The following is a 13,059-nucleotide window of genomic DNA, read 5'->3' as shown; positions in this document are numbered from 1 at the left end:
GCGCTGGAACTCGCCGCTTAGCGCGCATTTCCATTTCGCGTTCTTTTACCATCAGCCAGAGGCCAGGATCGGCCCTGGCGGCGGCAACGATCCGGTCGAGACTTTGCTCGCCCGCAAGATGACGACCCGAGAGGTGTCTGATCTTGACCATATTGTTCTCCTGTTCGTCGGGCGCGCTATCCGTCACGCCGCTCGGCTTCGGATTGCTCCTCATCTTCGCGCAGCGGATCGCGCGCTAGGTCAGCGAATTCGCGCAGATAGGCTCTTGAACCGTCCCCCCTCAGGCGGCCCGAGAGGGCGTCTATCAGGAGTTCGACGTCTGTATTTAGTTCCGCTGGCTCCATTACACTCTCCTCTGCCTGCCGGAAGATCGCTTCATTCAAGGCCTGAAGATCCCCTCCGAATGCCTCTCTGACTTCCTGACGTCGAAGCACCGGCGTATCCGATCTCCGGTTGAGGTTTGGATCTGCGGCGACAGATGAATCGCTCCGTTGCTTGCTCCGTTTTACAGCAGGAGCCGCGTAGACACTTCGATTGAGCTTCTCCTCGTCGATATCGAGATCGACATCATCGGCAGGCTTGGCGCGAGGTCCATTCCTGCCGCGGTGCTTATCTTTCCAGGCAGCAGCGCCAGATGCCTGCTTCTGTCCCGGCTGCTGTTCCTCATTTCGAAGATCTTCTTCGGCCACACCTACTACTCGTTTCTCATCGAGACCCAGGCGACGGCGCAGTTCATCGAGCGAGGAAATGTAGACATGGCGAACTCCTTCCTTGACGATGAAGCGTACATCGTGGGCCTGTCGAGGGCGTTCGACAGCAGTAAAATCGATGTCAGCCGCCGCACCTCGCGAGCCTGTCTGATCCGTTCGCTTCGGCGCTTTCGTCGCCAACGGGACGGCCGGTTTGAAGTTGTCACTGTCGGCAATCGTCCATTCGACAGGCTTCAGACAGGGCCTTGTCACCATCTTGAATCTCCGCACCTTCGCAAACATTCTCTCTCCGCCGGAATCCAGTTTCATGATGCGCATCAGCGGCATGCCGGTGACCTGCAGGATCGCCTCTTCGGGCTTCATCATCATCAGCGTGTTGACCGGAAGAAGATCCACGGCAACCGGCATTTTCGACACCGAGCGCTGCCTACGGCCATGACGATGGGAATAGGATGATTGCTCGACCCACTCTGTCGTCTTGCCAGCGGCCAACGAGACAGCGGTCGCATCGTCCTGGTTCTGGAAATTCATGAATATCTTGATCGTTGAAGCGCCCATCAGGATCTTCTGGCCGGCGCGCTGGTACAATCGCTCAAGCTGAGCGCCGTCCTGAAGGATGAAGACGAAGCGCACCCCGTTCTTGCGGATCAGAGGGGCGAGTGTCAGGACCGTGTCGATGCGACCGCCATTGCCGAACTCGTCGAGCATCATCAGAACTTCGTGCTCGCCATTGCGTAATTCGCCCATCTGCACGAGCTTGTCGGCCATCTGCTGGATGAAGATCGAGATCAGCCGCTCGTAGATCTGCATCGCATTCCAGTCGGCCTGGACGTAGATCACGAGCCTACGCTTTCGGATGGCGTCGATCGGGATAGTGGTGATCGAGGTCAGCGCCTCGACCAGCGGGTTCTGCAGGAAATTGAGCTTGGCGACGATCTCTGCCGCGATTCCTTCGCCGAGCTTTTCGTGACGACCGGCGAATTTGGTGAGTTGCATGCGGGTCTGGTCGGAGAGCACCGGCTCGTAATTTTCCAGCAATTGGATGATCGCCTTGCGCTCATCCGACATTGAGTTGAGAATCCGGTAGAGTTCGCTGAGCGATTTGCGCGTGTCTGGGCACTCAAGAACAAAACCCAGCATCGCGGTGAGCAGAATTCTCGCGCTCTCCTCCCAAAAGTCGGAGGAGTTCGACCGAAGCCGCTCCGGCAACAGCATCTGCGTCATTTTCTGCAGATCGGTAATCCTCTGGTTCGGATCAGTGCTGATCAGGTCGAGCGGATTGTAGCCGTCTGTGAACCTCGATCCCGGCGCCAGCAGGAAAATCTCGTATCCCTTGTCCTTCAGATATCCCGATGTCTCCGCGAACAATTCGCCGCTCATGTCGAGCACGACCTGCGACCCTTGAAAACTCATCATCGTCGGAATGACGAAGCCACGCGACTTGCCCTGCCCTGGCGAGCCGATGACCATGACGTGTTGGTCGCCATCATTGCGCAGCAGAAGTCCCTGCTTCAGTCCGAGCACGATGCCATGCTTGTCGCGCAGCCGAAAGTCAGAGGCATCTTTCAGGGTCGCCAGGCGTGCCTTGCCCATGATCATCCGGTGACGCTTTTGGATTGTCGCGCCGATTGGAAATCCTATCAGAGCGCCGGCGGCGGCCAGACCACCAAGCGTGGCGAGCACCGTCTGCCGGGAGGGCTTTTGATACGCGCCGGCTGCGTCGGTGGCCCCGAACGGCGCCTGATACATGGCAGCGAGATGATTGCCGAAATACTTGGCAATCTCGGCATATTCACCAGCCTTGGTTGCGACGAGATAGAAGCCGACGCCGTAGGCAATGACGCCGGCATAGGCGGCTGCGAAGATGAGAGCCGTGTGAGTGATCAGGCTGAACATCGACCGGACATGCAAAAGGTAGAGGATCTTGCGCGACAGCGCCCGTCCTCCTTTCAGCATCCAGAGGGAAAGGAGAAAAAACAGAAACGGCGAGGAAAGGGCAAACGCCAGGAGGGATAATCCGATCGTGTTGCGGGTGTAGATGATCGACAACGTGTAGCGAATTGCATCGACGAAGCGCACCTGTGTGACATAGCCGAAGTAGGAGGCCGAACCAAAAGAGGATATATAAGCGTCGTAGATCAGCGTGAAAAAGGCCAGCCAGAGCATGCCGATGCTGAAAAACACGAGCGGCAACGTGAACAGCGAGGCTCTCTGCAGACCGGTCCATCTTGGCCGGTCAGTCTCGGTGTGCGTGGATACGCTTGCCATCTTCGTCCACCTCATCGGCAAAGTAGATTTCGCTGACACCGCGGCCGCCGGCGGCATCGTTCTTCTTCAACTGGACCACGATCGGGATGATCGAGCGGATGTATCGAATGATATCGTCACGCTCCATGCGCACACTGCTGTTCAGCACGAGCGTCGAAAGACGGTTGAAGGCATGGTGGGGCGAGTTCGCATGGATCGTCGACATTGATCCAGGATGCCCGGTGTTGATGGCATTCAGGAAGTCGAACGCCTCGTCGCCGCGCAGCTCGCCCATGAAGATACGGTCGGGCCGAAGACGGAGTGCCGTGGCCAGCAAATCGGTCATCGAAACCTTCGCTTTACCCTGCCCGCCCTTTGACACCAGCAGCGACACGACATTCTGCTGCAACGGCTCCAGCTCGGCGGTGTCCTCCATCAGGATGAACCGCTCATGGTTCGGAATGGCCGTCAGCATGGTGTTGAGGAATGTCGTCTTGCCGGTCGACGTCCCGCCGGAGATCAGCATGCTGCGGCGGTTGATCGCCGCAAGTTCCAGGAAATCCCGAACCCTGCCAGCCCGCAGCAACCCCGACAGCTCGATATCGACATCATCGATATAGTCGTCGCCCGTAACCTTGGTGAAACGGAACGCGCCGGCCTTTTCATAGTCGTTGAGATCGAAGCAGCGGATGAACTGTTTGCGGATCGAAAAGGCGTGGCCTGTTGCCGAGGTCGGGTGCAGCACGAACTGGACGCGCTCGCCGCCGGTGAGTGTCGCCGACAACAGCGGGCTCTCGGCATTGACGGTTTGCTTGGTAAACGACGCCGCCCGTGAGGCCATGTGCCGAATTGCGTCCTGGTCGAGACCGTCAATCCGTTGCATGAACATGCTGAGCTGGCCGATCTTCTCGAGCCAGATTTCGTTGCTGCGCTGGCAGGAGATCTCGACGACGGTGGGATCGTCAAGGAAGGCCCGGATCGGCTCGAGCGCCTCGGCCAGAAAATGCTGTTCGGCGGAGATTGCGGGGCGCGCGTTCATTTGCCGTATCTCTGCTTGCGCAAGCGGTCGAACCGCTCGCGAACCGGATCGGGATAGAGCTCGGCGAAATCGAGATCGCGGGTGACGAAGACGTTGATGTCGGAGCCTTGCGGGATGTGGATGGTCGGCCGGATGTTTCGGCTATCCTGAAACGCTTCCGTGCCCAGTTGCTGGATGCCAGACGCAATGGTTTCGGCTGCGATTTCGCGGGCGCGATCCTGCGATGTCCCGCCATTGTCCTGCGGGATGCGGGTGATGCTGCCATTGTCGTTGACGATGGTGATGTCGCGGTCTTGCCTCTGGCCCAATTGGGCGATGTATTGCGTGGCGCCGCCGATTAGCGTCATCAATACCGGCGGCCCAAACCGCTCCCAGTTTTTTCGGTCGATGACACCCGTCATGCCCGAACGCCCAAGCCGGTCGGTGCCATAAGAACCAAGCTGCACCGAAACGCCGTCGCCACGGATCATCCGCGTCCAGACGATCAGGATGCGCTCCTGTCCGCGTTCGACGCCGGACTTGTAGTCGCCGATCAGCGACGAACCAGCCGGGATGAGAATGCGACGGCCGTCGAAGGAATAGACGTCCTCGCGCACGATCCCCTTCACCATGCCGGCAAGATCGGAATTGATGGCCGTCTCCAGCGTTCCGCGGATCATCGTGCCCTGCGGGATCCAGGCATCGGTGCGGTGGTTCTCGGAGGCGACCGAGACTTCCACCCCCTGTCCGCCCATCGCCTTCAGGAATGCGCGATCGTTATCAACCGCACCGCCGCCCTCCAAGGCAGGTGCCCGCTGCGCGCCCGACCCCGCTCCTGAGCCAAATGGCCCCGCCGCCGAGGCACCAGCGGATGCGTGCGCCGCTCCGTTCGTCTGGTCCGATTGATCAAAAACCATGGCCGAGGAGCGCACGCGTTCCAGAACCTTGGCCTGTCGCGCGAGCTCGATGCACTTGGGGTTGTCCGGATTCTTGCCTCTCGAACAATCAACCTCCGTCGGAGGCGCAACCGGGGCGGCTGCCGGGACGACCGGGGCCGGTGGCGGGGGCGGAGGCGGCGGAGGAGCCTCGGGGACTTCCACCGTGGGCAGCGGCGGGGGCGCCGGTGTTCGAAAGCCTTCGTTGCGAGGGGTCTGCACCGGGCGAAACTCTTCGCGCGGCGTCGTGTCGATTGCCGGCTCCTGCTCGCCGCCGGCAACAAGAAAATAGAGGACGACACCAACACCGGCGATACCCGCGACAACCGCGATTGGACGCATCAGTCCTATTCCCGCTCGCCTGGCCTCTCCCCCGATGGAGGTGTCGCTATCGATCGAATGGTAGTTGGGATCCGACATGACGTCCCTCCTATCGTTATTGCGATTGGTGATAAGTGGCCCCGCCGCCGATCCGCTTGGGCCCAACCGCACCCTCGATTGGGGCCGGCACGTCAGCGGGCGCAGTCCTCAGGTTGAAGAGGCAGGTCTCGGCCTCGGTGCCAAACCGCAGTGTCCACTGCCGCGAAGCCTTATCGATGACAATGTAATCGGCCTCGCGACGATAGTTGACGAGGCTCTCCCGCCGCTTGCCGTCTACGATGAAGATCGCCGGAACGTCGCCGGTAAACTTCATGAAGGTCTTCAGCCCGTCGTCGAACACCCACAGCGGCTTGGCCGCATCGCTCCCTTTGAAGCCATAGTCGTAATTGACATTGTCGCGGCGAATGTTCTTGATGTTCGGATTGCGCTCGGCCTCCTGCGCCTGCTTCCAAAGCTCTGCCGTGCCTTTCAAGCCGGCATCCTCGGGATAGATGAACCGCAGCTTGAAGGTCTGGTTCTGCATCGCCTTGCTGTCGTTGACGCGCAGATCGAACGAGTAGGTCCGTTTCGAGGTCACGACCGAAAGATTGGTCGCTGCGTCCTTTTCCATCGGTTTCAAGGTCAGGGAGCGCCGGTCGGCCGAGGTGAGAATTTGCCACGAAATGGTGTCGCCGGCCACCACCTGGGTGATCTCCTCGTCCGCGCCGAACAGGATGGTTGTCACCAATCCATAGGTGCCCGTCACCAGGAACACCTGCTCCGCCGAATAGGGAAATGACCGAATCCTCGGGTCGAGTCGTCCCGGTCGCGCGACCAGTTCGGCATGGGCAAACGTTGGCGCCAGCAGCATCAAGAGGGAAATGACCGCCATCCGCCTCATCATTCAGCGATCCCCGACGGCATGGTTTCGGGAACCTTCGCATATTCAGTCACGACAAAACCGAGAGGGTTATAGAGACGAACCCGGTTGCTGGCGGGAAGATTGATCTGCCGGTAGCGCACGGTCGCCGACCAGCGATTGACGACGTCGCCGCCGCGCCGGCGCTCCCGCGTCTCGAAGCGGACAGCCATGGTGGAGGCGTTGAGGGGATTGACCGACAGGATTTCCGGACGGATTTCGCCGGTCGCCCCGAACGTCTTGACCGGCCCTCTCGGATTGGAGGGATTCATCCATGTCTCATAAGCCTTGAAGGCTTCAGAGCCCGGTTCCGACCAAAGGGCGATCATGTCGAAATTGTCCGACAGATAGCGGGGATCGTAAGTCTCTCGCCGGATGACGTAGTTGCCGGCAAAGGCTGCGCGGACTGCCTGGTTCTCCGAGACGGTCGTCCGGTCCTTCTCCAGCGTCGTGACGGTTTCCATGTAGCCGGTGTTCTTATCGACGATCAGAGGCACGACCTCTGTGCGGACAAGGGGAAATAGCTGCGCCACCGAAAAAGAAAGCACACCTGCGACGGCCCAGCCGGCCGCGGCAAATATCATGAGAATGAGACCGATCAGGGTTCGAAGCGAGCGGTTCTTTTTCCCCCAGGAGAGATGCTGATCGTAGATATCCTGCGGACCGGCAACCTGGTCATTTCGCGCGGCTTGCGACTGCTTTCTCAACAATGTCAAAGTTCAAACCTCAAAGTCGTGGACGTCAAAATCCCGAAAACATTTGCGCCATCGCGTTGATCACTCAGCGTTACGGCGGCGATTTGTGAGCATTCGGCTGAGCGCTCCAGCGCCCGCCACCGTGCCGCGCGCAGCGAGAGCACTCGCTGCCAGCGCGCCTTTCGGCCCGACGAGCATGCCAAGCACCACAGCAGCAGCTTGCCCGGCGCTCGAATTGCTGGATGCAAGCCTTGAACGGCCGGCGCCATAGATCGCGGTGACGCCACCGCCTCCTTGAGCACCCGACGTCATCGTGCCGTAGGCGAAGGTGCGGGCGAAGTCCGGAACCTGGAAAATGAAATAGGAGATCAGTGCGAGATAGAGCACCATGGCCAGCACAATCGCCAGCGCGTTCTCCTTCGTCGCCATGTCGCCATTGATCGTGTCCATCATCCCGATCAGGAACCCGAACGACAGGCCCGCCATGATGTAGGTGAAGAGCAGCATGAACATGCCATAGGCGATGCCCCTAACCCAGGCGTCGAAGACAAAGCGTGAGATGCCGAAGAAATAGGAAAGAATGGCGATCGGCCCGATCGCCAGCATGACGGCGGTGATCATCTTGGCAAACAGCGTCACGCCGGTGAGAATGAGCAGCATCGGAAGCAGGCCGAAGACCAGGACAATGAAGACCACCACGGCGCCAGTGACGTTCGGCAGCCAGCCGGATTCATAGGAATTGAAGAGCTGCATGGTGAAGTCGTAGACCTTACGCGCCATCGAGGCGACTTGGCTGGCGAGATCGGACCCGGCGGATTGCCCGCCCATCGCCGAGGAAATGGCCGCACCGAGATCCTGCGGCGACGACAGCACGAATTGCCCGATGTTGTCGTAGAAGGTGGCCCAGGACATGATCAGCGCATAGGCGAGCGCCAGCTTGGATGCGGTGATCGCCATGTCCTGCAGGGACACACTCGAGAGGCCCAGCGCAGCCCAGAGAAAATAGAGGATGAGAAACAGCGCAAGGAAACTCGAGATCAGATTGCCGTTTTCGGCAAAGAGCCCCCAGGCTCTTTCCATGGACGCTTCGTTGATCTTGTCGAAATACCTGAGCGCATCGCCATAGAAATTGATCGCGTAGCTGACCGGATCCATTTCGCCCCCTAGGATCGATTGGCAGGCCGCATCGGACCGCAGTCGTCACTGATGGCTTGAGCCAGCGCCCGTTCCGGCGCCGTCGGCTTCTGCTGCTTCTCGAAGGCAAGGGCAGGCACGGGATTTTCGTCCGCCGAGCATTTCGCAAGCTGTTCGAACTTGCCGCCGCAGCCGCATAGGGTTGCAATGACGAATATCAGCGCGAGCTTCACTGGTTCTGCTCCTCGAATGCCCGTAACCTGTCGCGGACGGAAACGCTTTGCCAGCCAGCGTCTCCATCGCGCATCACACTGTCGGGAAGCGTTGCGAACGTCTTGAGGTTCTGGGACGAGGTCGCGAGCGCTGCCTTGTATTGCTGGTTCAGAAGCATGACCTGATTGTTGAGCGAGCCGACGGCCTCGTTGGCGGTCTGGTTGCCCTGCAGCACCATCTGGGTGTTCTGTTCGAGCGCACCCTTCAGGTCCTGTGCCGTGCCGATCTGCTGCGTTGCCTGCATGAAGGAGTTCTGCCGGTCCTTCGTGGCGCTGTTCATTGCATCGGTCAGCGCCGTCAGTGTCGTTAGCGCGTTGATGCCTTGCGAATAGGCCTGGTTTGCGCCGGACAGTTCGCCGCCCTTGACGGTATCGACCACCATCTTCACCAGATTGAGCCCATTGATCAGCTTGGCCGCCGTGTTCTGGAACTCACCGCCGATACCACCGAACACAGCCTGGTTGCCCGACAGGATGCTGTTGAAGCTTGGAGCCTGCCCCATGCTGAACCCGTTGCCGGTCGCAAGCCTGGCGAACTGGCTGGCGTCCTGCGTGCGATCACCGGTGACCGCCTGCAGGGTCTTCGTCGTGTTGTCCTTGACGACCGATGTGTCTTCCTGGATTTGCTTCGAAAGCCGTTCGATCTCCTGACTTATCGAGATATTGGCCGAGTCCTTGACCGGCACCTGCGCAAAGGCGTGCGATATGGTAGTGGTGCTGAGTGCTGTCGCGATAAAGAGTTTTCTCATCTGCCTGTCCTCTCCTTGCCTGCTCAATTCGCGACCGGTCTGGCGTCGACGACCGTCACCAGCCCAAGCGCCGGATCCGCCATCGCCGAAAAGGTCGCCACAGTGCCATTGGCGCGTGCCTGCTCCTGGAGATCCTCGAGCCAGCGCTGAATTTGTTTCGTGGTGGCGGTGGACGGCACCGCAAAGCAGCGGGTGCTGCCGGTATCAATGATCGTCGACGGGCATTGGACCTGGGCCATGACAAGCGAACCGTCATGGTCTTTCGCATTGCCGCCGCCCGAGCCTCGCAGGTTCGCCGAGGAAGACCGCAGGCCGGCCTGAAGACGCTGCAGATATTGCTGGTTCGCCTCGGTCGATTTTTGGACGAACTCATTCCACACCTTGCCGCGCTCGATCTGAGCCTCGGTATTGCGATCGACGGCCTTCTTCAGCTGTTCGCCGCATCCCTCGCTGTCGCTCACGGTTTCGAACTCGGCTTCAGTTCCGGGCGACGGGGTGCGGTCGCCATTCTGCGCCTTGTTACGGTTATAGTAGGCGGAGACCTTTTTGACATAGTCTAGGGTCTCCGGGATGTTAGGAATCTGCCCGTTTTGGAGTGATTGGCGATAAGGGCCGGCATTGTACCCGGCGGCGATCAGGTCATAGCGATTGCCGAACATCCCTTGCAGCTGCTTGATGTATTTGATGCCGCCGCGGATGTTGTCCCGACTGTCGTATGGATTGACGCCAAGCCCTGCTGCCGTTCCCGGCATAAGTTGCATGACGCCGGTGGCGCCGACGGCCGATCGTGCGGATTGCCGAAAGCGCGATTCCTGCTCGGCGATGGCGAGCGCAAAATTCGGATCGACACCCTGGCGGATCGCCTCGTCTTCGACCATCCGCGCGACTTGCTGCTGGCTCGGCGTCCGTTTCGTTGGTCCTGCCGGAGCGGTGTCGCCGGCCATTCCTTCTGCCGAGCAATCGGCGGGTGCACCGGAGCCTTCGCCGGGCGCTACGCTGTCCGTCGTTCCGCCCGAGGCACCTTTCAATGCCTGCATATCGGCCTGGTAGGTCTTGTACCAGTTCTCGGTCGCCTGCTGGATGTTCCGGCGGGCATTGTCGATCACCGGCACCTGCGCACGGGCGGCCGAGGCCACCACGGTCGCCAGCACCAGAACACTGACTGTGGTCAGTTCAGGAAGCCCTGCGTTCTTCATCGGACGCGTCCTCTTCCAAGTTGCAGAATTTCGACAGCCAGTGCTTCGGATCGTCTCCATATTCATCGAGCAGCATCTCGACCTCGCGCACCGTTTCTTCCCGGCCGGACAGCACCTTGATGAGTTCAGGCATGTGGGACATGTCGACCCGCGCGATCACGCTGCTCTTGGCCTGCTTGATCAGCATGTAGCGCGAACTGGGGTCGCCGTTCTTGACCCATTCGAACTCGGCTTTGGAGAGACCGAAATGCTCCATGTAAGAGGTCTCATCAGCCTTCGGATTGGCGAAGAAGATGTTGGTCGACGTCTGCTCGATGATCGTCCGGCTGACACTCGATCGCACCACGTCATCGGCCGACTGCGTGCCAAAAATCACCAGACCATTCCGTTTCCGGATGGTCTTGAAGTAGTCCTTCATCGTACGCTTGAACTCGTCGTCGTCGAGCAGCTTCCAGGCTTCGTCCATCAGGTTGATGATCGGCGCCTTGCCGTCATAGATCGCATCAAGCCGATGGAACATGTAGAGAAGGGCCGCGGTCCGGACCGTAGGATCGTCGAGGATGGATGTCATGTCGAAGCCGATCATCGGCCTGGAGATGTCGAGATTGTCGTCGGCATTGTCGAAGAGCCAAGCATAGGGGCCGCGATCGACCCATTTGTCGAGCCTGGCGATCAGGCTGCCCTCGGTCCTCTCGCTGCCGGCAAGCAGGGCGCGGAGCGACGACAGACGGCGATAGGAGCGATCCTTGGTCTTGAGGACGGACTTGATCGCATTGCGGATGATCGCCTCTTCCTGCGGCGTCAGGCTTTCGCCTTCCTTCGTAGGCTTCAGCATGAAGCTCAAGAGCCCATACAGGAAGATACGATTATCCTCGGCATCGTCGAGAAGCAGCGGATTCCATCCTGACGGTTGGCCAGGTTCGAGCGTCATGTAGGTGCCGCCCGCAGCGCGCACCATGATGTCGAGGCCACGATCCTTGTCGAAGACGATCGTCTTCAGGCGCGGGCTGACCCGATATGCCTGCAGGATAAGGAAGGCCATGATCACTGTCTTGCCCGAGCCCGTCGGCCCGAACACTGTCGTGTGCCCGACATCGCCCTGATGGAAATTGAAGAAGAACGGCGTGCCTGATGTCGTCTCGAAGATGGTGATCGCCGGCCCCCAATGATTGCCGTCCGGCCTACCATAGGGATAGGCATGGAAGCTGCTAAGGCCCGCGCAGTTGAGCGTCGAAATCAAAGCCCGACGCGCGATATAGGCCTGATTGCCGGGCAGCTGCGCCCAGTAGGCGGGCTCCGCGTTCAGATCCTCCCGGACATAGGAGGCACCGAGCGCGCCCAGTTCATTGCCGACCAAGGCGACCGCGTCATCGAGCTGAGCTTTCGACTTGGCGACTGGCATGACGGTCAGATGGTGCTCGGCGAAAGCGACGCGCTTGCGGGCGAGTTCGTCGCGGGCAATGTCGAGATTGGCCTGGACGCTGGAGCCGCCTTCGTCGGCTTTAGACATCTGCCGGTCGAGCCGTTCGATCCGGCTGCGGGCTGCCATGTCGTCGATGAATGACATCGATTGGGTCAGCACCATTTCGAACGGCTGCTTGAGGATATAATCGAGCATGCCAGCGCCGGTCTCCGGCGGATATTCCCTCAGCGACACTATCGCTGCATAACGATCCTCGTCCTGGGTATCGCCCTGGAGATGGATGATCCGATTGCCGATCGACGTTCGGCGCGCCGGCAGCATCTCGTCGATCGGAACTCTCCCGAGACGGATCGGTCTGACCCTGCCTCCGTTCAGGAGCGTGTAGAAGAACTCGCATTGTTCGGAGAACCAAACCTTCGGTGTCCCATCCTCGCCCACCATATCCGTGGAGACGTCGCGATAGGACGTTTTTCCGCTACCAAGATCGGCCGCCACACGCTGCACGTCGCGCAGGACCTTCGGGCCATAGGGGGCAAGCGACTTTTCCAACGCCTTTGTCGCCTCGACCAGCTTGTCGCGCATCGCCCGGAACTGCTCCTTGCGCACGACGTTGCCGCCCACGCCCATGACGCGGGAGAGAACCGATCCCTTTTTGAAAAGCGGACGCACCACCAGCGAGACATAGGTGTCGTTGACGAACATCTCGTTTCTGGAAATCCTCGACTGATAGACGTCATCGAGGCGCCGCATAAAGGGATCGGCGAAGCTCGAGGGCAGCGATGGCGCCACCTTGCGACGGACGACATGGGTGTAGAGCGCGAAATTGCCGATGGACGAAATCGCCCGAAACGCCGAGTTGCGTTGGCGCTGCAACATGTTGATCGTCTCGATATCGGCTGTCTCAAACGAGAATCCCGTCAATTTGATGGTCGAGATCAGGCAGTCGTTCTTCAGCCGGATGATGCCGTTTTCGATCGGCACGTAGAACGGGACATGGGTCGAGATGCTGCGGTCGGCAAAAATCTCCCATCCCTTCGCCAAGCTTCCTTTCAGTGATCTTGCCATCGTGCTCATGGATCAAGCTCCGTAGGTTCTGATGCCGCCGCCCAGCCTGCGCCCGAGCGGGTTGATGCCGCACATGCTGAGCCTGCCGACTATGTCGAAGAACCAGAGGTCGAGCCTGACTGTCAGCACATAGAGAATGGTGTGCAGGATGACGAAGGAGACCGGGAACCAGAGGATCGATCCGAGGATCATGAACACCATTAGCGAGACGAAGCATTCCGCCAGGAAATAGGTGTAGGGTATGCCCATGACCGTCGGCGGACGTGTCAGGGCGAGAATGACAGGATAGGATTCGATATAGTCGTCACCGTCAGGCTTGCTGCTAAAGCTCGTCAT

11 protein-coding genes are annotated in these 13,059 nt (G+C 59.7%); all 11 read right to left on the bottom strand.

Features of this window, described 5'->3' with window-relative positions; all coding sequences use genetic code 11:
- Positions 1 to 176: 176 nt before the first annotated feature.
- The 11 genes from ACZ9EJ_RS26650 to ACZ9EJ_RS26600 are packed head-to-tail and all read right to left on the bottom strand — an operon-like array spanning position 177 to position 13,059.
- Positions 177 to 2,978, bottom strand: a complete 2,802-nt coding sequence (locus tag ACZ9EJ_RS26650; protein WP_046641889.1) for a type IV secretory system conjugative DNA transfer family protein — start codon at positions 2,976 to 2,978, stop codon at positions 177 to 179.
- Positions 2,947 to 3,996 (bottom strand): P-type DNA transfer ATPase VirB11, encoded by a 1,050-nt coding sequence (gene virB11, locus ACZ9EJ_RS26645; protein WP_046641890.1) that lies wholly within the window; start codon positions 3,994 to 3,996, stop codon positions 2,947 to 2,949. The genes ACZ9EJ_RS26650 and virB11 overlap by 32 nt, the downstream gene beginning before the upstream one ends.
- A complete protein-coding gene (gene virB10 / locus ACZ9EJ_RS26640) occupies positions 3,993 to 5,330 on the bottom strand; it encodes a type IV secretion system protein VirB10 (RefSeq protein WP_046641891.1) in 1,338 nt (445 codons plus the stop codon). Before virB10 ends, virB11 begins: the two co-directional genes overlap by 4 nt.
- A gap of 16 nt (positions 5,331 to 5,346) precedes the next feature.
- A complete protein-coding gene (locus ACZ9EJ_RS26635) occupies positions 5,347 to 6,162 on the bottom strand; it encodes a TrbG/VirB9 family P-type conjugative transfer protein (protein ID WP_476100142.1) in 816 nt (271 codons plus the stop codon).
- A gap of 8 nt (positions 6,163 to 6,170) precedes the next feature.
- Positions 6,171 to 6,905 carry a VirB8 family type IV secretion system protein gene (locus tag ACZ9EJ_RS26630; protein ID WP_046641893.1) on the bottom strand — a complete coding sequence of 245 codons (735 nt, stop codon included), beginning with the start codon at positions 6,903 to 6,905 and terminating at the stop codon, positions 6,171 to 6,173.
- Between the two features lie 60 nt (positions 6,906 to 6,965).
- Positions 6,966 to 8,039 carry a TrbL/VirB6 family protein gene (locus tag ACZ9EJ_RS26625; protein ID WP_046626899.1) on the bottom strand — a complete coding sequence of 358 codons (1,074 nt, stop codon included), beginning with the start codon at positions 8,037 to 8,039 and terminating at the stop codon, positions 6,966 to 6,968.
- An 8-nt stretch (positions 8,040 to 8,047) separates the two neighbouring features.
- Positions 8,048 to 8,251 carry a hypothetical protein gene (locus tag ACZ9EJ_RS26620; protein ID WP_046626897.1) on the bottom strand — a complete coding sequence of 68 codons (204 nt, stop codon included), beginning with the start codon at positions 8,249 to 8,251 and terminating at the stop codon, positions 8,048 to 8,050.
- A complete protein-coding gene (locus ACZ9EJ_RS26615) occupies positions 8,248 to 9,039 on the bottom strand; it encodes a hypothetical protein (protein WP_046641894.1) in 792 nt (263 codons plus the stop codon). The genes ACZ9EJ_RS26620 and ACZ9EJ_RS26615 overlap by 4 nt, the downstream gene beginning before the upstream one ends.
- A gap of 23 nt (positions 9,040 to 9,062) precedes the next feature.
- Positions 9,063 to 10,235 carry a lytic transglycosylase domain-containing protein gene (locus ACZ9EJ_RS26610; protein ID WP_046641895.1) on the bottom strand — a complete coding sequence of 391 codons (1,173 nt, stop codon included), beginning with the start codon at positions 10,233 to 10,235 and terminating at the stop codon, positions 9,063 to 9,065.
- The gene (locus ACZ9EJ_RS26605; protein WP_046641896.1) at positions 10,213 to 12,732 is read right to left on the bottom strand and encodes a VirB4 family type IV secretion/conjugal transfer ATPase; all 2,520 of its coding nucleotides are present in this window, start codon (positions 12,730 to 12,732) and stop codon (positions 10,213 to 10,215) included. Before ACZ9EJ_RS26605 ends, ACZ9EJ_RS26610 begins: the two co-directional genes overlap by 23 nt.
- Before the next feature lie 3 nt (positions 12,733 to 12,735).
- Entirely contained in the window at positions 12,736 to 13,059 is a 324-nt protein-coding gene (locus ACZ9EJ_RS26600) for a VirB3 family type IV secretion system protein (RefSeq protein WP_046627623.1), read from the bottom strand.

The sequence above is a fragment of the Neorhizobium sp. USDA 3394 genome, from assembly GCF_056280385.1.
Note: the sequence above shows the minus strand (reverse complement) of the source record. Positions and strands in the feature narration are given on the sequence as shown.